The 24,979-nt window shown below is 59.3% G+C and carries 7 protein-coding genes; 5 read left to right on the top strand and 2 right to left on the bottom strand.

Annotated elements, in window-relative coordinates; all coding sequences use genetic code 11:
• Positions 1 to 791: 791 nt before the first annotated feature.
• From AC13RM_RS11965 to AC13RM_RS11950, 4 genes are read left to right on the top strand one after another with little or no spacing between them, the layout of a single operon-like run.
• Complete coding sequence (locus AC13RM_RS11965; RefSeq protein WP_488555134.1) at positions 792 to 2,147, top strand: TolC family outer membrane protein; 1,356 nt, start codon at positions 792 to 794, stop codon at positions 2,145 to 2,147.
• A gap of 26 nt (positions 2,148 to 2,173) precedes the next feature.
• Positions 2,174 to 4,327, top strand: a complete 2,154-nt coding sequence (locus tag AC13RM_RS11960) for a type I secretion system permease/ATPase (protein ID WP_488555055.1) — start codon at positions 2,174 to 2,176, stop codon at positions 4,325 to 4,327.
• A complete protein-coding gene (locus AC13RM_RS11955; protein WP_488555054.1) occupies positions 4,324 to 5,628 on the top strand; it encodes an HlyD family type I secretion periplasmic adaptor subunit in 1,305 nt (434 codons plus the stop codon). Before AC13RM_RS11960 ends, AC13RM_RS11955 begins: the two co-directional genes overlap by 4 nt.
• A 41-nt stretch (positions 5,629 to 5,669) precedes the next feature.
• Complete coding sequence (locus AC13RM_RS11950) at positions 5,670 to 6,290, top strand: ribbon-helix-helix domain-containing protein (RefSeq protein WP_488555053.1); 621 nt, start codon at positions 5,670 to 5,672, stop codon at positions 6,288 to 6,290.
• Positions 6,291 to 6,352: 62 nt separating this feature from the next.
• Here AC13RM_RS11950 and AC13RM_RS11945 read toward each other — a convergent pair whose 3' ends face one another.
• Positions 6,353 to 7,303: a transglutaminase-like cysteine peptidase gene (locus AC13RM_RS11945; RefSeq protein ID WP_488555052.1), complete on the bottom strand. Its 951-nt coding sequence runs from the start codon at positions 7,301 to 7,303 to the stop codon at positions 6,353 to 6,355.
• A gap of 262 nt (positions 7,304 to 7,565) precedes the next feature.
• Entirely contained in the window at positions 7,566 to 8,777 is a 1,212-nt protein-coding gene (locus tag AC13RM_RS11940) for a type 1 periplasmic-binding domain-containing protein (protein ID WP_488555051.1), read from the bottom strand.
• A 240-nt stretch (positions 8,778 to 9,017) separates the two neighbouring features.
• Between AC13RM_RS11940 and AC13RM_RS11935 the strand changes: the two genes are divergently transcribed.
• The gene (locus AC13RM_RS11935) at positions 9,018 to 24,908 is read left to right on the top strand and encodes a beta strand repeat-containing protein (protein WP_488555050.1); all 15,891 of its coding nucleotides are present in this window, start codon (positions 9,018 to 9,020) and stop codon (positions 24,906 to 24,908) included.
• The last annotated feature ends 71 nt before the right edge of the window (positions 24,909 to 24,979 follow it).

The following is a 24,979-nucleotide window of genomic DNA, read 5'->3' as shown; positions in this document are numbered from 1 at the left end:
GGCAATCGAAGGATCGTGACGGTGAAAGTCAGTAGGACGACTCGGTCTATCCAGTCCTTCTGTGTCAAAGGAATTTGTAACATGATTGCCATTCACCCTGTTGATCGACCTGATCTGGTCCTCAGTAGATGGCCAGTCGCTGCCTGTTGTTGACGGAACAGCGCGACGCAATGCGTTATAAGGCTCAAAGAAACAAGAACAATTGTCAGAACGTCCTGCGAGTGACGGCGCTTCACATTCGCGAGTGAGGCTAACCGCGGTGAACGCCGACATCAATTATCACGGATTCCTGCTTCGGCGGCACGGCCGCTTCCTGCGAATATGATGGCCCTCAGTCTTCGAAGAGTAATCAATCGCCCTTTAACGTCACCCCTGCTGCTGGAGAGGTCTGTAGCCCAATAAGGTCTTTCTAATATTACTTGTGTTTACGCGTAATCGTGATGGAGCTTGGTTGGAAAAATTATGTAAATTCCACGTTTGTTGGCTAATATGCTTGTTGCGACCATGCAACACATAAATTGCGACAGTTAATATCCCAAAAATAGTCAATGAATTTCCAGTGCAAAGCCTTGTGCTCTCAGATATTAACTGTTTCAGGAGATTAAGTATGAATCCGTTTTGCAAATAAACGTGATTTCGTCTACATCGGTAGATGAACAAGATTTATAAAGTGTATCTATAAAGTATAGTTTGGGGAAGGGATATTAGATTTGTCTCATAAGACGCGATTGATGGCGGCAATCGGCATTTCGATGGCCATGAATTCTTTATCGAGTGGCTCTGCTGGCGCTATGACATTGCAGCAGGCGATCGACAAGACAATGAAAACCAACCCTCAGATCATGCAGGCTGCGCAGGATCGGGAGGCAACAGAGTTTCAATTGCGTCAGGCGAGAGGGCTTTACCTGCCTTCGGTCGACCTCGAGTCCGGTTATGGTCGCCGAAGACTGTCGGATGTCACATCCGGAGCGTTGTCGCGTACTCACGATTACCTGAATCCTGCTGATGTAAGCTTGACTATTACTCAGACGTTGTTTGACGGCGGTGACCGCAAGGCGCAGAAGGACAAGCAGGCAGCTCGTGTCGACGGTGCATCTTTTCGGGTCCAACAGCGCTCTGAAGCCTTGGCGTTGGAAGTGACCCAGGACTATCTTGAGTATCAGCTGCAGATGGAGATCGTTGCGGCTGCCGAAAAGAATGTCGCCTTCCACAAGCAGATGGTTGGCAACATCGAGGACAGCATCAAGGGTGGCGCGCTCACGGATGCCGATCGTCTTCAGGGTGGCGAGCGCCTGCAGGCGGCCAACGCCCGTCTTCAGGAGGCAAAAAAGGAACTCGACGCGACGAAGATCCGCTTCCTTCAGGTCGTCGGCGAGCCGATTAGCAATGCGAATCGTCCCGCTTCCGTTGCGCGTTACCTGCCTAAGACGTTGGACGACGCGGTCTTCATCGCCCAGAAGAACAATCCGCAGATCTCATCGGCTAAGGCTGACGTCAATGCTGCCGATGCCGACGTCCGCGGCTCCAAATCTGCATTTCTGCCGCGGCTCGACCTCGTCGGAAGCGCCCGCATCGGTGACGATGTCGATGGCAACAAGGGTAACACAAGCGACGTCCAGGTCGGTGTCGTCGCCAAGTGGAACCTCTACCATGGCGGCATCGATACCGCCCATCAACAGGAGCTAGTTCGTCGCGCCGCCGAACAGCGCTTCGCACTGAGCCAGACTTACCGCGAGGTCGATGAATCTGTCCGCTCAGCGTGGAGCGAGCGCGCCAATCAGGGACAGCTGGCTCATATCCTGGACGGCCAGGAAAAGACCAATGCTCAGCTCGTAACGTCCTATCGCGAGCAATTCAAGGTCGGTCAGCGCTCGTTGCTCGATCTGCTGGATGCGCAGAACACCCGCTTCAACACCGAGGTTTTGGCCAAGACGGCGGAGGTGGCGTCGCTCTTTGCCGAATACAAGATCCTTGCAGCCTCGGGTAGCCTGTTGTCGACGATGAAGCTGAAGCCGGTCGATCAGGCGACGCCTTATGCCCGTGATCAGTTCGCTGTTTCGTCGAATACGGCTGATCCCGGATATACCAAATACGACTCGCATCAGAAGCCCGGCTTGCCGATGGATCTGCTCGAGCCGATTCGTTAATCGTTACGATCCGAATTGGATAGTTCATGTTGAACGTAGCACCTGACGTGTCTGCGAGCGTCTCGCTGCAGACTTTCAAGTCGGCATTCAAATCGGTCGCTGCGTTTTACGGTCGCCCGAACTCGGACACTGTACTGTTTTCAGGCGTTCCGGACGAAATTCTGGAAGCCATGGAGCTAGACGATGTCGAACGGTTGTCGGAACGCATCGGTCTGCAAGTCCTGAAGCATACGGAACGAGATTGCCGGCTCGGCAATTTCGACTGTCCCGCCATCGCCACCTTTGCTGATGGTGGCGTTCTGCCATTGCTCGAAATGACCGAAGGCGGTTCTTATGTCACCGATATTGTACCGGTCGCCGGCACGGTAACCCGTTTGACGCGGGAGGAGCTTGCCGCGCTTAACCCGCAATCGGCATTTGCCTTCACCCTCTACTATCAGAATTCGTCCGAAGAAGCGCGCGTCGGCCATGCCATGGAGATCGAGAAGCGGCACTGGTTGGCAACGGCGTTGGTCCCTTATTGGCGCACCTACGCCCGCGTCATGCTGGCGGCGCTGTTCATCAACGTCATTGCGTTGGCCTCACCGCTTTTCACCATGAACGTCTATGACAGGGTCCTGCCGAACAAGGCGTTCCCAACGCTCTGGGTGCTGACCGCCGGCATCTCACTGGCCTATCTCTTCGATTTTCTGCTGAAGACAGCCCGTGCATCTTTGATCGACTATGCCGGCCGCAAGGCGGACCTGCGGCTGTCGCATCTGATCTTCGACAAGATCCTGAATTCGACGCTGGCGTCCCGCCCGATGTCGACCGGAGAATATGCCAATCGCGTCACGCAGTATGAATTCGTGCGTGAATTCTTTACCTCCAACACGATCGGCGTGCTGATCGACAGCCTCTTCGTCGTGATCTTCCTGATCGTCATCTATTTGATCGCCGGCTGGCTCGTGATCATTCCGGCTGTCGCTTTCGTCCTTTCGGTGACGATCGGTCTTGTCGCCCAGGCACAGATTGGCAAGCGCATGGCAACGGCGACGAACGAAGCCTCGCGCCGCCAGTCGCTGCTTGTCGAGACCATTTCAACGATCGAGACGCTAAAAAGCTTGCGCGCAGAGGCAACAATGCTGCGCCGCTGGCAGGAGCTAACGAAATATTCGAGCCGGACCAGCGAGGATATCAAGCACATCTCATCGAACGCCATGAACATGACGATGTTTTTGCAACAGATGGTCAGTGTACTCATCGTCGTGGCAGGCACGTACGAATTTGCCGACGGAAAAATCGCCATGGGCGCGATCGTCGCAACCGTCATGCTGGCGAGCCGCGCGGGAGCACCCTTCGGGCAGATCGCGATGACGCTGGCGCGCTTCCGCCAGGCCACAATGTCGCTGCGGATTCTCGACAAGATCATGGAACAGCCTGATGATCGACCGTCGACCGTCGGTTTCGTCAACCGGGAGATTCGCAGCGGCGCATTTAGCTTCCAGAATGTTTCCTTCCAATATCCGGGCTCCGACCAGGCTGTCATCAATCAGCTTTCCTTCACCGTTGCGCCCGGCGAAAAGATCGGGATCATCGGCCGCATTGGTTCGGGCAAAACGACTCTCGGCCGGCTTCTCGACGGGCTGTTCCAGCCGGCCAGCGGCCGTGTACTGATCGATGGCGTCGATATACGCCAGTATCACCTGGCGGAGGTGCGCTCCGCCGTCGCTGTCGCCGGCCAATCGTCGGAGCTGTTTTCAGGTACGGTGAAGGAAAATCTGCTGCTCGGCCGAGCCGATGCCAGCGATGATGAGCTTCTGGCGGTATCCCGAATGACCGGCGTTGACGAGTTCGTCTCCATGCATCCCCGTGGTTTCGATATGCCAGTTGGCGAGCGCGGCGCGAACCTATCGAACGGCCAGAAGCAGGCATTGACCATAGCCCGCCTGCTCCTGACCCGGCCGAAGATCGTCTTCCTCGACGAGCCGTCGGGCGCGATGGATTTGGCAAGCGAGCGCCATCTGATCAGCAAGCTGACCAATGCATTCGGGCCGCAAACGACACTGCTGGTAGCAACCCATCGTCATAGCATGCTGGAGCTTGTCGACCGGCTGATCGTCATCGACAAGGGCCGCATCATCGCCGATGGACCGAAAAACGCAGTGATCGAGGCGATGCAGCGCAAGGCGGTGCAATGATGCGTACCTCTCACCGCAATACCCCCGACAATCCTCCGTTATTCGCCCGACTGATTCTTGGCCTCTGTGCCTCGATGATCGTTGCGTTCGTTGCCTGGGCGGCCTTTGCCGACATTGACGAGATCGCGCGCGGCGAAGGAAAGGTGATCCCGGTATCGAAGACTCAGATCGTGCAATCGTCCGAGCCCGGCATCGTCCAGCAGATCAATGTCAATCTCGGACAGGTCGTCCACAAAGGCGATATTCTGATCCAGCTCGACAATACGACGACAGCATCGACGCTCGGGGAATCGGTTGCCAAAGCTCGAGCGCTCGGTGCCAAAGTCGAGCGTCTGGCTTTGGAGGAGGCGGGTGCGTTCGACGCACAGTTCGTCTGTCCGGCTGATATTCTTGCTACCGCAAAAAACGTCTGCGACAACGAGGAAAAGCTCTTCGAGGCGGATCGGGCTTCCTACAAGAACAAGCTTGATGTTCTTGATCAGCGCCTAAAGCAACACCAGAACGAGCTAGACGAAGCCCACGCCAACATAGATCGCCTGACGCAGAATATCGCGGGCGCCCAGAAGCAGTATGATCTGCTGAAACCGCTGGGTGAGAAAAAGCTCGTTGCCCAAACGGAGGTTCTCAAGGTCCAGCGAGACCTCGTCGACCTGCAAGGACAGCTTAAAGTCTATGTCGAAAGCCTCGATCGGCTGCAGGCGGCCGTCAAGGAGGCAACATTACAGGCGACCGACCTTGGGTTGCAGCTGCGCCAGCAGGCGTTGACCGACAAGGGACAGGCACTGTCGGAACTTTCCGTCGTGGATGAGACGATCCGCGGGGCGTCCGATCGGGTCAAGCATACGGATATCCGGTCTCCGGTCGACGGCATCGTCAATACGCTGGAGGTCAATACGATCGGCGCCTATGTCGATGCCGGCAAGGTCATCGCCGGTGTCGTCCCGACAGCGGACACTCTTCTGATCGAGGCGAAGATTTCGCCGCGCGACGTTGCTTTCGTGCGGATCGACCAGCCGGCGGTCATCAAGATCTCGGCTTACGATTTCTCAATCTTCGGTGCCCTGGACGGTAAGGTCGTCAACGTCTCCGCCGACAGCCTTGTCGAAAAGGACAAGAACGAGACCTATTACCTCGTACGCATCAAGACCGACAAATCGGCGCTGGAGCGCGACGGCAAGCACTATCCGATTATTCCGGGCATGGTGGCTTCCGCCGAGATCATGACCGGCCGCAAGACCATCCTGGACTATCTGATGAAGCCGATCAACAAAGCGCGCTCCGAAGCGCTGACGGAACGGTGAGGGTGGTCATGCGCAAAGGAGCCGGGAAAGACGAAACCGCTATGATAGTCCGAGAGGAGGCGTTGCCATCGGTCGATGGTGATGAGCTAGAGCCACGTTTCCGCGCCGTAACCGGCGGCGGCGAGCGTCGCGGCATTCGTCTGGAGCGTATTTATTGGGATGGTCTCGGGCGGATGTCGGAAGCCGGCGGCATCAGCATTGGTGAACTGGTTTCCAATACGGCGGCCGAAATGCCGGAAACCGGCAACCTCACATCCCTGCTGCGCGTGCTGAGCTTCAAATGGGCGCTGAACCGTCTTGATGCGGTCGAGCATGTGGCATCGTTGACCAATCTCAACGCCGTCCTTCAGGCGTCGCCGACACCTGCAGTGGTGTTGACGCAAGAGCGCGGGATCAAGCTCTTCAACGATGCCTTCCTGAAGATGCTGCGCCATCGCCTGCCCCTGATCGATGATGTCCAGCAGACGGCGCGCACGTTACGCCTGTCAATTGACACCCAGGTTCAAGAGGTACTCTCCGTCCTATCAATCAATCGCGGCAAGACGCTGAACACTGGCTTCAAGATCGGTTTCGGCTCGCAATTGCTGACGGGCCAGATCAATCTTGCGTTGGCACCGACGCACGAGGCGTTGATGCTGATCGGTTATCTTTCCGTTTATTGAGAGCGCCATCGCTTTCATTATGCGTGACGCTCGGCCCTGCTAAACCAGGATGGCTGGTTCGGTTAGTGAACCTCGCCTTCGCCGGGAACCACCTTGGCCAGCGGCATCGCGGCGGCAACCGCTTGCGCGCGGGGATCGCGCGAGCCATGTAGATAGCCGCGACCAGCGACGATCGAATAGAGCGGCAAATATTCTGCAATGCGCTTGTCGGACAAAACCTCATCGCGCATGTTGTCGAGGATGAGGTTGTTACCGTTGACGGAGACCGACAGGACGGCGTGATAGAAATGCCGCTGCTGATCGAAGAGAACGACCAGCGCCATGTGGTCGAGATCGACGCCTGCATTGTAGAGTGCTGCCATCTTCAATATAGCATAGTCTTCGCAGTCGCCCTGCTGGTGCGACAGGGCCTCGCTCGGCTTCGCCCAGTAATCCGCCACATGATAGGTTTGCATGTCGCTGGCGTAGCGGATGGCATGGTTGACGGTGAAATTGATGGTGTTGATCTTGTCGCGGATTGAGGCGCCAGCAATCTTTGTTTCAGCCGCAGCTATGGCGGTTTCAGCTGCGTTGCATCTACCTGCACCGCAATCGAGCGATTTACCCGACCGGATTTCAGCGAGAGGGCCGGCGAAATTGTTAAGTGCGGCGAGATGTTTGAAGGGAATGGCGACGGTTCCGAATACCGAGTCGCCCAAGGGAACGTTGCTTGGCTTTGCGGGACGTACCGGCTCGGATGCGGTCAGGTCATTATGCGGAAGGCCACCTGGCGCAACGGCAAGGCTCTGGTTCAGTGTAGTGAGGTCGACGCCGCTGATCGCCTTTGCGGCGTTTCCGATGGTGGGCGCAAAGAGGTCGATGGCCGTATCCACCAGCGGGTCCTGAAGCAGCGTGACGACAGGGCGGACGGTATCGCCGGTCGCCGCCATGCTAGCGGTCGGTGACGATAGACCGAGAGCGAAGGAAGCTGCAGCAAGCGCTGCAAGTATATTTTTTTTGTTCTTGCGTTCCATTGGCGCACTATTTCCCCTGTTTGAGAGAATAGTGCGCGATATTTCTGAATATGGTGTTCGGAAACGTAGATAAATTAAGTATAAATTAAGCGATCAAATAAGTATAAAATTCTACAGGGTCCGGTTGGAAAGTATTAAGGATGATGCAGCGAAGGGCGCCAAAGTGATCCACCACCCAAGGCCGGGTCAATGAAACGGCACCACCGTGATGGCGATAACGCGCCGGAACGACGCGCGATGCGCTCTATTAGATTCTCCGGCTTCAGAACGATTGTGAGGGCTGTGTGGAAACCTTCAGTTTGCCGCCGTCGATCGTATTGATCACCATCTTGCGCTCCACCATGCCGGAGGTGTTGAAGCGGAAAAGTCCGGTCGTGCCGCGGAAGCCAACCTTGTTTGTCAGGTTGGCGCTAGTGACGGCTTGCGGTCCCTGGGAGCGGATGAGGCCGGAGGCGATCGCCATAGCATCATAGCCATAGGAGCCGGAGGTCGTCAGCGGGTGATTGAAATGGCGCTGATAACGCTCGGCAATGAGTCCGCTGCTCTGCGTATCGTCAGTCGCGACAAACGCGCCAGCAACAGCCGGAGCCGCATATACCGCTTGCGGCCAGTTGTTGGTGCCGACCAGCGCCTGGCCGGGAATGGTGGCACTGCGTACGGCACTTGCTGCCATGACGATTTCCGACGTGTTTCCGAGAATGACTACGATTTCGGCTGACTGGATCAACGGCCGGTTCTTGGTCAGGATATCGGCGGTCTGATCGCTTGCGCCGTAACGGCCTAGGCCCATGAACGTGTTGCCGCTGTTCCAGATGGCGCTGCCTAATCTCGTTGTATCGGATTGAGAAAAATCCGCAGGCACCAGCGCCGATACCTTCTTATGACCCCCGGGACCCGCCGCCTTGACGCCCTCGGTTGCGCTGTCGATTTCGCCCGAGGCGAGGTTGAAGACGTCTCCGCCCGTGGTGGCGGTCGCGCTCGCAAGATTAAGCAACGGCGGGCGCTGGGCGGGAGGAATGGCAGCAATGGATGCAGTCTCGGCCGGTGGCAAATAGCTGACGATCAACGCAGCATTTCGGCCTTTGGCCGCCGCGACCTGTGCGGCAACACCAGCAAGACCCGGACCGACATCTTTGACGCGCAGCCGAACCTGATTGTTCCCGAGTTCGCCGACGCCAAGCACCGCCCCATCGCGGACGTCGCGGGATGCGCCCTCATACAGGCCGGCCGCGCCCTTGCGCAGCAGCAATGTGATTTCTGTGCCGCCATCGCCGCCATAGGTCTCCTCAATGGCGGTGGACGGCATTTTTATGTCGTCCTTCTTGCTGTTGTTCTCAAGTCCGACACCGTCCATTTGACAGCCGGCGATGCCGGCACAAAGGACGAGGGCTGTACCGCGTGTTGGTAACCGATGCAGTCTGCGCGGCAGCCACTCGGTCAAAAGCTCCAATGAAAGGCTGATCGCAAACGGCACAATTACTCCCCGATTCTTTATGGCAGGCTGCAAGAGCCTATCGGGCCGCATTTGCACACCGCGGCTGACGTAAAGTCAAGCGGTATACTTAACGACTTGTTCTTTGGTTAAGTTAACCATCGGTAAAATAATTCTGCAGTGCTGCATAACCGGCTATATCGATGAGGTTAACGAAGTATTGCAATCATCCCGCTCCCGTAATTGATTGCGGCAAATTGAGAGACACCGGGAGCCAGACCCATGGACGACTTGCGCATTTCGACCGTAGACCACGAAGCTGCTTCGCATGATTTCGCATCAAGCGGTCGGGACGAGGGCATTGCAGCCGATATCGGCGCCGATTATTCGCTGCCGTTGGCGCAGAATGCTGATGTCGCTGCATTCGAGGTGGCACAAGCCGAGGAGCAACAGGCGAATGGCAAGACGGGGCGACTAGCCGCGAACGAGCCGCAAAATGCTCCCGCCTCGGCGCCGATCCAGATCGTGCCGGATCAGGGCAACGTCGTCCATCTGCCGCCGAACACGTCTATCGACGACATCCATGTCGAGGGACGCAACCTTGTTCTCATCCAGGCCGATGGAACGCGCATTGTCATCATCAACGGTGCTCTGCATGTTCCGACCTTCCTAATCGGGGAAGTGACGCTGCCGCAGCAGGCCGTCGTGGCGGCATTACAGCAGCAGGGCATCAATGTCGCTGAAGGTCCCGATGGTTCGGTTCACGCCGGCAATAGCACGGACTCCGGCCACCAGTTCACGGACAGCCAGGCTGGGAATCCGCGCACGCCGCTGAATCTGATCGGCCTTCTCGGTCCTGGTGACTTAATCGGTGGCGGGAACGGCGGCAATCTCTCCGGCACCCAGACCCGAGTTCCCTTCATCGATCCGCAGGCGACGGAAACTGCCTCACTGGTCGAGCGCGGCAGCAGCACTGGCGCCTTCCTCACTGCAAGCAGCACCGGCCGTTTCGGCTTCGGCGGCAACAATGCCTCGATCACCACCGTCACGCTGGTCGGCGAAGCAGAAATCACCGGCAGCGGCACGCAGCAGCTATCCGGTTTGACCTCCGGCGGAGTTGCGGTTGTTGCCACCCAAAACGGCCAGACAGTCACCGGCATTGCCAATGGCGTCACGGTCTTCACGCTGGTATTCAACGCCTCGACCGGCGAGTATACCTTCACCCAGCTGGCTGCCCTCGACCATCCACGCGGTGCCAATTCGGCCAGCGATGTGCTTGAACTGCAATTTCGCTACACGGTCTCCGACACGAGCGGCCACACGGTTTCAGCTGTCGCGAGCGTCGACATCACCGATAGCGTGCCGGTTGCGGCCGTCGGTACGGCGGGCTCGGTCACCGAAGCGGTGCTGGCTGCCGGCAACGCAGCCCTGACCCATGATACTGGCGCCGCGACGGCCACCGGCTCGCTCAATATCTCCTGGGGCGCTGACAGCGCCAACACCAACAAGGGCGGTCTCGGCGATCGCTCGGTCGCCTTTACCAATGCCACAGTGGCGGCGACGGGTGAGGACAATGGTACGCTGACCTCGCATGGCCTGGCCGTGCACACGGCAATTTTGGCCAATGGTACGCTGGTTGGTTACACCGGTGAGGCGGCTCCGACGGCAACCTCCGCGCCCAACGTCGTCTTCTACGCCACGGTCTCGGACACCGACAATGGTCACTATAACTTCACGCTGATCCAGTCGCTCGATGATGCCAAGGGTTCCGACGCGATCACCCTGACCTTCGGCTATACGGCCACCGATTCCGATGGTGATACGGCGACGAATAGCTTCACCATCACCGTCACTGATGACAAGCCTATCGCAGCAACCGGTGAGGCGGGCTCGGTCACCGAAGGCGCTCTGGCTGTCGGCAACGCAGCTCTGACCCATGATACTGGCGCTGCGACGACCACCGGCTCGCTCAACATCTCCTGGGGTGCTGACAACGCCAACACCGACAAGGGCGGAGCCGGCGACCGCTCGGTTGCCTTTACCGATGCCACCGTTGCGGCGACGGGTGAGAACAACGGTACGCTCAGCTCACACGGTCTTGCCGTTCACACGGCACTGCTCGCTGACGGTACGCTGGTCGGTTACACCGGTGATGTTGCTCCGACGGCTGTCGTAGATGCAAAGGGTGCGATCGGTTCGAACATCGTTTTCTATGCGACGGTTTCCGACACCGACAACGGTCATTATAACTTCAGTCTGGTTCAGTCGCTCGACGACGCCAAGGGCTCGGACGCCATCACGCTGACCTTCGGCTACACGGCCACCGATTCCGATGGCGATACCGCCACGAACAGCTTCACCGTCACTGTCGCCGACGACAAGCCTGTCGCATCGACCGGCGATGCGGGCTCGGTCACCGAAGGTGCGCTGGCAAGCGGCAACGAGAACCCGCATGTCGAAAGCGATGTCATCACCACTGGCTCGCTCAACATCTCCTGGGGCGCCGACAACGCCAACACCAATCAGGGTGGCGCCGGCGACCGCTCGGTTGCCTTCACCGATGCCACGGTTGCGGCGACGGGTGAGAACAACGGTACGCTCAGCTCACACGGTCTTGCCGTTCACACGGCACTGCTCGCTGACGGTACGCTGGTCGGTTACACCGGTGATGTTGCTCCGACGGCTGTCGTAGATGCAAAGGGTGCGATCGGTTCGAACATCGTTTTCTATGCGACGGTTTCCGACACCGACAACGGTCATTATAACTTCAGTCTGGTTCAGTCGCTCGACGACGCCAAGGGCTCGGACGCCATCACGCTGGCCTTCGGCTACACGGCCACCGATTCCGATGGCGATACCGCCACGAACAGCTTCACCGTCACTGTCGCCGACGACAAGCCTGTCGCCAGCGACGTCACGGTCGGCACGGGTAGCCTTTACGACACGACACCGACCGAGCAGATGCCGCTCCGTCCACTCGTCGAGCCGAGCGAGGGGTCGTCGCCGTCGGAAGGTGCCGCCGACAGCGTTAGCGGCGGATCGGGCAGCCTGTTTACGGCCGGCGCCGACGGCTTTCAGCAAGTCACCTTCACGGATCCGACCGGCCTCAAGGGCATCTACATCGATGCCAACGGTGTGGCTCACAAGGAAGGCCTGTCCTATAGCACCACGACGGACAATCTGGGCAACACCATCTACACCGCAACCGGCAAGGAGTCGGGCCAGGTTCTCTTCACTCTGACCGTCGGTGCCGACGGCAGCTATACCTACGTGCAATCCGGTGCATTCGCCGATGCCAAGGGCTCCGACAACGAGAATTTCAAGATCTCCTTTGAAGTCACCGACGGCGATGGCGACAAGGCGACAGGCTCGCTGACGCTTAACGTCGCCGACAGCCTTCCGGCCGCCAACAATGTGACGGTCGAACCGGGCAGCCTCCATGACACTACGTCGACCTCCTCGGGGGCGAATCCGCTCCCCGTCCAGCTGCTTGTCGAGCAGCCGAGCGAAGGCTCGACACCGCCGGATGGCGCCAAGAGCGACGCCGTCAGCGGCGCAGCGGGCAGCCTGTTTACGACCGGCGCCGATGGCTTCGCGCGACTGACCTTCACCAATCCAACCGGTCTCAAGGCGATCAACATTGATGAAAACGGCGTTGCTCACAAGGAAAGCCTATCCTACAGCACCTTGAGGGACGCCTCCGGCGACACGATCTACACCGCGACCGGCAAGGATTCCGGCCACATCATCTTCACGCTGACCGTCCATGCCGACGGCAGCTATACCTATGTCCAATCGGGCGCGTTTGCCGATGCCAAGGGCTCCGACAACGAGAACTTCAAGATCGGCTTCGAAGTCACCGACGGTGATGGAGACAAGGCGACGGGTTCTCTGACGCTCAACGTCGCCGACAATCTTCCGGTCGCTAACACTGTCACGGCTGAGCATCTCGTCAACGACGATATGTTGACAGGCGGTAATCCCGACCAGACCGATGAAAATAAAAGCGTAAGCGGCAACGTCGGCAGCCTGTTCAATATGGGGGCGGATGGGTTCAAAAGTGTTGCGATCGCTCATTCGGATCTGCCGAAGCTGACCACGATCTACACCGACGCAAATGGCGTCGCGCATCAGGAAGCCGCGACATGGAGCAAAGCCCAGGTCGCCGATGGCGGCACGACCTGGATCGCCAGCAGCGCGCATAATCAGACCGTTGCCACGCTGACCATCAATGCCGACGGCTCCTATACGTTTTCCACCGGAGCGCCGCTCGCGCATCCGACTTCGCAAGATGCCGAAGAGACCCTGTCCCTGACATTCAACTTCACCGTCACCGATGGCGACGGCGACAAGGCAACGGGCTCGCTGACAGTTGGCGTCAAGGACGACGTGCCGATTGCTCACACGGTTGACAACACCGCTTCGCCGCTCAACGACGATGCGCAGGCCGGCGGAAACCTGGACGCCAACGACGCCAATGCCCATAGCGTGTCGGGCGCTGCCGGCGCCCTGTTCAGCGCCGGCGCCGACGGTTTTGCCAGCGTCTCGATTGATCAGTCCAGCCTACCGGCCTTGAAGACGATCTACGTCGATGCCAACGGTTTCGCGCAGCAGGAAGACGTGACCTGGGGCAAGCCGACGGTCTTCGGCGGTGCGACGACCTGGGTTGCCTACAGCGCCAACCACGAGACCGTCGCCACGCTGACGATCAAGGCTGACGGCTCCTATGCGTTCAGCACCAGTGCTCCGCTCGTCCACCCGACCTCCGGCACGACGGAGGAAAGCTTGCCGCTGACCTTCACCTTCACGGTGACCGATGGCGACAACGATACATCGACCGGCTCGCTGACTTTGCATGTTACGGATGACGTGCCGCTCGCAAACAGCGTCACCGTCACGAGCGTGACCTTGAATGACGATGCGCTGAAGGGCGGAAACCTCGACACGGTCGGCGTAGCTGATACCGATACGGTCAGCGGCGCAAGCGGTACGCTCTTTACGGGCGGCGCGGATGGCGTGCATCAGGTGACGCTCGGAACAACGACGGATTTCAGCGCCATCTATACCGGCAAGGACGGCTTTGCCCATGTTGAGTCGGTCGTCTGGGGCAGCCCGACGACAGCGGCGGGCGGCGAGACGATCTGGGTCGCGACGGGCAAGGACAGTGGCCAGACGGTCGCGACGCTGACGATCGGCACGGATGGTTCCTACAGTTTCACGCTGAGTGCACCGATTGCTCATGGCGCGAGCCAGACTGCGGAAAATACGCAGGATCTGACTTTCAACTTCACTGTTACCGATGGGGACAACGATACGGCCAGCGGCGCGCTCACGGTTACCGTCAAGGACGACGCACCGATCGCCTATAAGGTTGATGTCACCTCGACGCCACTTAACGACGACGCACAGGGACATGGCAACCTCGACGGCGGCAGCGCGGACGTCAACACGATCAACGGCAATGCAGGAGCCCTGTTCTCCGCTGGCGCCGATGGCGTCAAGAGCGTGTCGATGGACAGCCTCCCGACGCTGAAGGCGATCTATCTCGACAGCCATGGCATCGGCCACCAGGAATCCGTGACGTGGGCGTCGTCTTCGACGAACGGCGTGACAAGTTGGACGGCCACCGGCACCTCCAGCCATGCCACCGTCGCAGTTCTGACGGTTGGCTCGGACGGTTCCTACAGCTTCACCGCGGATGCGCCGCTCGTTCATTCGACCTCGTCGACCACCGAAGATAGCTTGACGCTGAATTTCGGTTTCACCGTCACGGACGGCGACGGCGATGCAGCGAAGGGTTCGCTGGCGATTGCCATTACGGACGATGTCCCGGTTGCTTCCGGCACGACCATCTCGGTGAGGGCAGACGAAGGCGATATCTACAACGCCCTGTCGCAGGGCAACAGCCCGCTCGACGGCACGCATGACGGATCGTCCTCGCAGCCCGCTCTGATTGGTCTCGGCTTTGCCGCCACCGTATCTGGCTCCGTTGCGTCCACCGTCTCCTTCGGTGCCGACGGCGCAGCTGTCGGCGGCGGCTTCAGCTTCACCTCCAACGCGACATCGACGCTCGCCGCGCTGCATCTGACTTCGGGTGGCGAAGCGCTCTCCTATGCCGTCGTGAACAATGTGATCATCGGCTATGTCGATAACGATCACCATAGCGGCTTCAATCCGCTTTTCGACCGGCCAGTCCTGTCGCTGACGTTGTCAGGCGACGGCAGCTTCACCTTCCAGCAGTACGACCAGCTCGACAATGTCGCCGGCCCCGGCAACGACCTGCGCTCCGGCAATGGTTCGATCTCGGCCATCGATTTCGGCTCCGTCATCCAGGCGACCGACGGTGATGGCGACAGCGTGACGCTAAAGGGTGCCCTGAACGTCACGATCGTTGACGACGTACCGAAGGTAAGTCTTGGCCTGACGGGCTCGATCACGATCGATGAGAGCGGCAGAGGCGATGACGACGTCAGCGCCAGTAATTCGATCAGAGGTTTGTTTGCCGGCATCACGGGCGGCAACGATTCTCATATGTCGCCGGTCTACGCGCAGCATGGCATCGTCTCTCCGTCGGTCTCGATGGGCGCCGACGATGCGACGGGTGCGACAAGCAGCCTGACACTCCATATCGACAACGCCGACTCCGGCCTAACGACGACGGCAGGTCAGACGATCACGCTCTCCCAGCTCGCCAACGGCACGGTTGTCGGCAAGATCGCGGACGGCGAGATCGCCTTTGCGATCCACATCGATGACAGCGGCAAGGTCAGCATCGCCCAGTACATGGCGCTTGCCAACCCGAATACGTCGAAGTCGGACGGCGATACGGTCGATCTCACAGGCAAGCTTTCCGCAGTGCTGAGCGCGACCGATAGCGACGGCGACACTGTCAGCAAGTCCGTTTCCATCGGCAGCAGCATTCGCTTCGATGATGACGGCCCGTCGATCGGCAACGCCGTCGCAACGAAGACACTTGCCGAGCACAGTCTTGTCACGAATTCGGGCACGATCTCGCCTTCCGGCGTCAGCACCGGCGCGGTTGCGCTCAATTTCGCCTTCGGCGCCGATGGCCCGGCTGCTCATGCCATTACCTTTGTTGCCCGTTCGAATGGCAGCTATTTCACCGCAAGCTACGGCAACAACCAGACACTTGACGCGACCAAGCTCAGCTCCGGCGGCCATGCGTTGTCCTATTCGGTCAGCAGTGACGGCATGACGCTGATCGCCTATACCGGCAGCAACGCCGCCGACCAGTCGAGCTGGGTGTTCAAGGTTGCCCTGTCCCAGGACAGCGGCCACGCCGGCGGCGCCTACAACTTCACGCTTTACAAGGGGCTCGACGACGTCAACGGCCAAACCAACCTCTCGGATATCAAGCTGACTTTCCAGGTTGCCGGCCATGATGGCGACGGCGATACCACGAAGACAACGCAGAGCTTCTCGGTCGATGTCACCGACGACGGCCCGTCCATCTCGTCTTTCGCGGTCGACAAGACCCAGGCGATCACTGTTGACGAACATGGCCTGACGGCTTCCTCTCCGGTCAGCGCCACGACCGGAACGCATTCGATCGTCACGGCGGTCGTCAATGCCGGCGCCGATGGCCTTTCCTCGCAAGTCTATTCCCTGCAGGTCGGCAACAATGGGAATTCTGGCCTCTCGACTATCGACAATCATGCGATCACGCTGCAGCAACAGTCGGCAGGGACGGTCAACGGCGTCTACACCGGCTCCGACGGCAAGACGCACATTGCCTTCACGATCTCCATGGACTCCGGCAGCGGCGCACTCAGCGTCACCGAAAACGTCGCATTGAAGGACATCGTCAACAACAACCCGGTCGACCACCTGAACCTTGCAACCGGTTCCCTGAGCGCGGTGGTGACGGTGACGGATGGCGACGGCGATACGGCAAGCAAGTCTGCGGACCTGTCTGGCGTCATCACCTTCAAGGACGACGTTCCGAGCATCGGAAGCGTGAGCATCGGCGGCGTCGGTGAAAACGGCCTGGCGACGACGCATCCGTCCGCCACGGGCTCGCTGGCGATCAGCTTCGGCGCCGACGGCACAAAGAGCGTCGCCTTTAGCAACGCATCCGCCGCAAGCAACGTGACCGGTCCGAGCGGCCTGTCGTCGAACGGTAAGCCGCTGGCCTACGCCTTCATCGGCAGCCTGCTGGTGGCCTATACCGGATCGCTGCCGACGGCGGCCGACGCGGCCAACGTCGTCTTCACCGTGGCGCTTGTGGCCGCAGGCTCTGGCTCGTATACGTTCACGCTCCTCCAGCCGCTCGATCATTCCGGCGCTATTGCTGCCAATGGCAGCCATGCGATCGACCTGACTTTTGGCTACACGGCGACGGACGGCGACAATGATACGGCAAGCGGCAGCTTCACGGTCGAAGTGAACGCGGCCGGCACGGTAACAGGTCAGACGATCGACTATTCCGCCATCTCGACCGGCGTTACTGTCAATCTGTCCGACGTCAGCCAGACGGTAGGCGCGCAGACGATTGCCGCCAACATGGCAACAGATGCCGGCGCAACCCATGTTGTCGGCAGGGACAATGTGGCCGGTATGACGCATGTCATCGGCACCAGCGGCGACGACACGCTGATCGGCGGCGCCGGCGATACACTCACGGGTGGTGCAGGCAACGATACCTTCGTGGCTGCCAGCGGAACGGTCACCGTCACCGATCTTCACGACAAGGACATCGTCAAGGTTCTGAACGGCGCGACCGCTGCCATCACCGCCACCGGCGACTGGACCGCAACGAGCGACACCGTCAACAGCGGGACGGCAACGATCAATGCCAACGGCCATAACATCGACCTGTTGGCTGCCAGCGGCAATGGCTGGACACTGACCAATGCCGGCAATGCAACCGGCGTAACCCTGGTCGGTTCGAACCACGGCGACACCATCATCGGCGGCTCTGGCGACGATATCATCAGGGCCGGCACCGGCTCTGACACCATCGATGCCGGCGCCGGCAACGACAAGATATATCTGTCTGCCGATATTGCCGATGCGGCGGCCTATGGTCCGCGCAGTTTCGACCTCGGTTCTGGCATTAAGATCGATGTCTCGCTCGACCACATGTCCGGCACCGGCGACAGCGTCAACGGCGGCGCCGGCAACGATACGCTCTATCTGCAGGGTTCCGGCTCGAACGGCTACGTCCTCGACTACCGCTCAACCTCTGGCCTGCAGCTCCAGGGCGTCGAACACATCGTTGGTACCGACAGCAACGACCTGATTGCGGTCTCAAAGACTTATACGAGCGATGCAGTCGGCGGTGGCGTTACTATCGACGGCGGTGCGGGTGACGACGTCATCTTCGGTGGCGCTGGCAACGACACACTGATCGGCGGCGCTGGCAACGACATCATCGTCGCCGGCACAGGCAACGACACCATCCTCGGCGGTACCGGTAGCGACAAGATCTACTACACTGTGGGCTCCGGCAATGACCGTATCGATGCCGGTGCGACCCTGGTTGGCGATAAGGAAACCGACACCGACGAACTGCATATCGTTGGCGATGGCAACGGCCACACCTACACGATTGGCGAAATCGCCTTGAGTGATACCGGCAACATCGTGTCGGCTGACGATCATGCCGATCTGACCATCGGCATCAGCGGCGGTGGCAGTGTCCGTGCCGACGGTATCGAGGACCTGTACCTCGATCTTGGCGGCAGCGCTGGCAACACGGTTGTCTTCGGCAATGTCAGCGATACGGCGCTGGCGCCCGACACGATCATCGTCAACAGCGGCAACGGCAACGATACGTTCGACATGACCGGCCTCACCGGCAATGTCCACATCGTCGTCAACGACAGCGATCCCGTTGCAGCCGCGGGTAGCGACACCGACACGCTGAAGCTCGCCGGCAAATGGGCCGACTGGACGGTTACGCACACTGGTATCGACGACGGCACCGGCAGCTACACGCTGACGAATGGCACCGAGACGATCACCGTCACCAACGTCGAGCAGTTCACCTTCATGGGTGAAAACGGCGGTGCCGGCGGTACGCTGTCGCTTAGCCAGCTAATGAACGTCGCGCCTGTTGCCAACAACTTCACCGCCTTGAGCCCGGTAACCGAAGACAGCTCCACCGAGAGTGTCGAAGGTTTCATTCTGCACGGCAACCATGCAACGGATGCGAACACCAACAAGTTCGATACGCTGACGGTTGTCGGCATCAGTGCGGGAACGACGCCATCTGCCGTCGCCCATGTGGCGGGCTCCGACCCGACCGTTGTTGACGGCACCTATGGCAAACTGACCATCTACGCCGACGGCACTTACAGCTACACGCTCGACGACACGAAGAATGCAACCAACTCCCTCAGCCAGGGCGAACATGTCAAGGAGGTCTTCGACTATACCGTTCAGGACGCCCACGGCGTCCAAAGCTCCGCGACGATCACGATCAATGTCATCGGCACGAACGATGCGCCGATCGCCGTTGCCGAGGCGGCTTCGGTGATCGAGGACACAGCAGTCACGGCGACTGGCAGCCTTCTCGCGGGGGCCAGCGACGTCGACCATCTGGACGTCCTTTCGGTTGCCAAGGTCGGTGACGTTACCGACGGCCATGCAGGCGTTGCCGGCACCTACGGCACGCTGACCTGGGACAGCACCAGCGGTGAATACACCTATGTCCTGAACAATGCCGCTCCCGCCGTGCAGCATCTCATCCCGAACGAGACGCTGACCGACACGTTCACCTTCACGATCACCGACAATCACGGCGCCACCAGCACCCAGACGCTGACGGTGACGATCAACGGTTCCGACGACTTCCCGGTCATCATCGGCGCTCAGGACGCAGCAGGCCATGCCGTTGCCTCGAACCTTCTGGTCGACGGCGACTTCGCCCACGCCACGGCGTCCGCCTGGACGAATGGCGGCGGCTTCATCTGGGCGACCGAAGGCACTGGCTGGACGATTTCCGGCACCGAGCCGGGCCAGACCGGCGTGCGCCTTGAAGAAATTGCCAGCAACTATAACGGCGTTACCTCGTCCAACGGCGCGCCGATGGTCGACCTCGGCGCTTCTCCGGGCAATATCGCGATCTCGCAGACCGTTCACGGTCTGACCGATGGCGCAAGCTACGTTCTAAGCTTCGAGTATGGCACGCCCGCCAACGGCACCGCAGCCGTCCAGGTCTGGTGGAATGGAGAACTGGTCGATACGCTCACCCCGACACCTGGCGCCGGGCCTATGTCGACCATAACTCTGCCGCTGACGGCACACGGCAGCGACAATACGATCTCCTTCGTCGAGGTCGGCACTGCCAGCGACAACACCGGCACCTATCTCGCGAACGTCTCGCTGACCGCCGCATCGGCAACCTCGCTGCCAGTCATCGCTGATGCGATGAACGAGAACGATACCCATAGTTTCACTTTCGGCTCGGCTCAGTTCAACTACGGCGCCGATGGTCAAGGCGCCACGGGTGCGCTCACCTTCGACACCACGCATGCGGTGATCTCTGCTCCCCAGGGCATCACTCTCGGCGTGCCGCAGTTGAGCTTTGATGGTTCGACTATCACAGTGACCCCGGGTACTGCCTTCGACGCACTTGGCGCCGGCGAAATCGCCAAGATCAGCATTCCCTTCGAAGTGACGGATCGCAATGGCAGTGTCACCTCCGGTGTCTACGAGTTGACTGTCACGGGGGCCGATGACGCGCCTGCTATCCTGGCATCGAGCCAGACAAGCGGTTCGGTCGTCGAGCAGGGCCTGGATGCGAACGGTCATGCGGTTGGGACCTCGACGGTTTCGGGCATTATGGCAAGCAGTGACGTCGATCATGGCGATACCGCGACCTGGTCGATCGCCTCGGGCCAGACGACTGCGTCCTCGGTGCATGGCGCCTACGGCACGCTGCAGATGGATGCGGGCTCCGGCAAATGGACCTACACGATCGACGAAAAGGCGGCCGATTCGCTCCAGCTCGGCGATCAGAAGATCGACAGCTTCACGGTCGAAGTCGCGGATGGCCATGGCGGCATCGCGACGCAGCAGGTCAACATCACCGTCAATGGTTCGAATGATGCACCCGTAATCAAAGGCGCGACAACCGGTTCGGTCGCGGAAGCCGGCGTCAACGTCGCAGTGAGCGCGGGCACAGTCTCGGGCTCCATGACGGCGAGCGACGTCGACGACACCTCCGTCACCTGGTCGGTTGTCGATCCGAAAAGCAGCGCCAACAGCGCCGGTTCCGAGGTTGGAGCCTATGGCACGCTGAGCGTCGATCAGACTGGCAAGTGGACCTATGTTCTGGATCAGTCGAAGGCCGATCCGTTGACGGCGTCGGATCAGAAGCACGACGTCTTCACGGTGCAGGTCAGCGACGGCCATGGCGGCGTCACGACGCAGACGGTCGATGTGACGGTCAACGGCACCAACGATGCGCCGACATTTACCGGCGATACCGGAAGCATTCTGGAGGGGAGTACTGCTCCCATCAGCGGCGCTATCGTCGTCTCTGACGTCGATGCAAACCAAAGCTCCTTCACGACTGCGTCTTCAAACTCGATCGCGGGCGCACACGGGACATTCACCTTCACCAATGATGGTTCCGCGACTGGAACTTGGACCTATGCGCTGAACAACAATGACACGGCGGTTCAAGCACTGACGGCTGGCGCCAAGCTGACCGATACCCTGGCCCTCACCTCGGCCGACGGAACGCCGCACAACGTTACCGTCACGATTACGGGCGTCGATAACCCACCGGTGTTTGGCACGGGAACGACGACGGGGTCGGTGACGGAGGATGCGTCTTACAGCGTAGGTCCAGAGCTGATAACGAACGGCAGTTTCCAGAGTTATTACTTCTCCGGAATTCACAGCTATCCAACCAACTGGTCACTCACCGGGTCAGTCTACGATGTGAATGGCGGCCGGCTTGATTCCACGTCGGCAATGCTTGTCTCAAATACCAGTTCCATCAACTCGCTTTCGCAGACAATATCGACGGTTGCTGGACAGACATATCAGCTCAACTTTTACATGCAGGATTTTGCCACTAGTCTGCCCGGCGGGGCAGCGGCAATTTTCGATGTTACGACAGGATCTCAAACGCAGGCCATCAGCTATACGTACTCTAACTCCAGCAGTAGCCCCTACCTACTCTATACGGTCAACTTCGTTGCAACGGGCTCGAGCACCGTCATTAAATTCTGGTCTCCTTACCAGCCGTTTGGCTCATTCAATATCGATGATGTCTCGGTAAAGGCGATCGCGGGAACACCGGGTATTGAAACGACATCGGGGGCGATCACGTTTAACGATGTCCATACGGCCTATACCCACACCGTAAGCTACACGGTACCTGCCGGAAGCAATTACTACGGCACATTTGCGGCAAGCGTTGATAATGCGAATAACAAAGTAAATTGGACATTCAGTGTCAATGACAGTGCCATCCAGTCGCTAGGGGCCAATGATCATATTAATCAGACATACATGCTAACGTTGAGTGATGGTCACGGTGGAACGGTTACGAAGGATGTCGTCGTAACGGTCAATGGTACGAATGACGCAGCCTCGATCTCCGGCGCGGCGACCGGCACGGTCACCGAAAACGGACAATTGACGGCTGGGGGCACGCTTACGGTTGCCGATGTCGACCACGGCGAGAATCATTTCCAGACCCCGTCTTCGCTGTCGGGAACATACGGCGCATTCAGTTTCGATGCGAATAGCGGCGTGTGGAGCTACACGCTCAATAGTTCGGCCGCAAATGTGCAGGCGTTGACTGGAGGTCAGACTGTCACGGATAAATTAACCGTGACGTCGGTAGACGGGACAGCCTCTCAGGATATCGTTGTAACGATCAACGGGACGAATGATGCGCCAGTTGTGGACCTAAACGGTAGCTCCATGAGCGGTGTTAATGCGTCGGTCAATTACACAAAGGGCGCAAACGCTATTATCTTGGCGACGAATGCCTTTGTCACGGATGTTGACTCAGCCAATTTCGCCAATGGAAGTCTCACGATCAGTTCGTCAGGTTCTTCGGATAAGTTGAGCATCAAGTCTCAAGGCCCGATAAGTTTCACCGTGAATGGCAGTAATGGGAGTGTGTTTTACAATGGCAAAACAATTGGCTCCTACTCGAACAATGGATCAAGCCTGACGATTGCATTTAATTCGAATGCTACTCCGACGGCAGTAACGGCATTGCTTGAGAGTATTCAATATAGCTCGAGCTCCAGCACGGCTGGTAACAGGATAGTTACTTTCTCTATCGATGATGGTGACGGCGGGATTTCAGCTGCAGCCCAAGTAACGGTCAACTATACGAACAAGCCTGCCGGCACGTCCGGAGAGGCCATCAACCTTGCACTTGCAGATCCGTCACATCACGTCGGCGCGGTCACGGTGAGTGTCGCCGGCCTTCCGGTCGGTTGGGTGCTCAACGAAGGCACGCATAATGCCGATGGCACCTGGACTGTGGTGACGAACAATCCGTCCTTGCTGACGGCGACCTCGCCCGATGGGACGACCGGTGCGGTGGTTGTACACGTTACCGAGACCTGGACCAATCCCGATGGTTCGACCGGAATGGCCACCGTGGCCGATAACGTCGAAGCCTATGCCAAGAGTTCGCCGATCTTTGCCTGGTCGGGCGATGACACGCTGACAGCATCGAGCGGCAGCGACATGCTGGTCTTTGCAAACACCATCGGCACCGATGTCGTGCACAACTTCGATGTGGCGCATGACAAGATCGATCTGATCGGCTTTGCGGGCTTCAACAGCTTCGCCGATGTTCTGGCCCATCTGTCCAGCGATGCCTCCGGCAATGCCGTCATCACGCTCGGCAATGGCGAGACCATCACCCTGGCAGGTGTCAGCGCCGCAGCGCTGACCACGGACGACTTCCTCTTCAACGAAGCGGTTGTAACGCACAATAGCGGAGACATGGTGGTTGCCGACGGTGCGCTGATGCCCTTCAGCGGTACGCTCGACAACACCGGCAGCATCCATATCTCTTCGGCCGGCAGCGAGACGGACTTCGAAATCGTCCAGCAAGGTCTCACGCTGACCGGCGGCGGCAAGGTGACGCTGTCCGATAGCGCATCCAATGTCATTTTCGGCAGCGACGACCATGTCACGTTGACGAATGTCGACAACACCATCTCCGGCGCCGGCCAGATCGGCGACGGCCACCTGACGCTGGTCAACGCGGGCACGATCATTGCCGACGGCAGCCACGCGCTTGTCATCGACACCGGCGTCAATGCGGTGAGCAACACCGGCACGCTGGAGGCGACGGGGACAGGTGGTCTCCATATCCATAGCGATGTCGTCAATAATGGCCTGCTGTGGGCGAATGGCGGCGACGTCAAGCTCGACGGCAATGTCAGCGGTACCGGCACCGTGCTGTTGTCCGGTCATGCCAACCTCGAAATCGGCAGTTCGTTCAACGAGGCGATCACGCTCGGCAAGGACGCTCAGGCTACGATCACGATCGACCACGCGGCCGCCTTCACCGGCACGATAGCCGGTCTCGACGGCAACGACGCCTTGCGGTTCGGCGACATTTCGGCCGCGACCGCCAGCTTCTCCTATGCGGAGAATGCAGCAAAGACCGGCGGCGTGTTGACCGTCACCGATGGCACCCACACCGCCTCCATCGGTCTCACGGGCGACTATTCGGCCAGTGACTTCTCGCTCGGTCATGACGGCACATCCGCTGAGATCGACTTCAGCGGGATCGGCCACCTTTATGGCACTGACGGAAGCGATTTGCTGACAAGCGGCGGCGGCAACATCATGACGGGCGGCGCTGGTGCGGATACCTTCGTTCTCGATGCCAAGGCCCTGCACAACCTCAACATGGCGGATGTCATCACCGACTTCAGCCCGAAGGGAGATGGCGACAAGCTGGATGTCTCGAACCTGCTCAATGCGCTGGTCGGCGAACATCCGGGCATGACCGAGGCGAGCGCGGTCGCGTCGATGACCGCCGAGGTCGATACTGCAGCGAATTCGACGAAGATCAGCGTCAACACCGGTTCGGAGACCCATGTGGTCGCCACGCTGCAGAACTACGCGCCGACGGGCCACGATGCGGTCCACGTGCTGTTCAACAATCACGAGGAGCAGCTTGCGACCCATGCGCAGACCGCCGGCGCCTGACGGCTTTGTGTCGGAACGAATATCTGGAAGCAACGCTTTTCATCGATGGCGCTGCCGTGCACTCTTTCCTT

This window comes from Martinezella sp. CNPSo 3732 (genome assembly GCF_057784515.1).
Note: the sequence above shows the minus strand (reverse complement) of the source record. Positions and strands in the feature narration are given on the sequence as shown.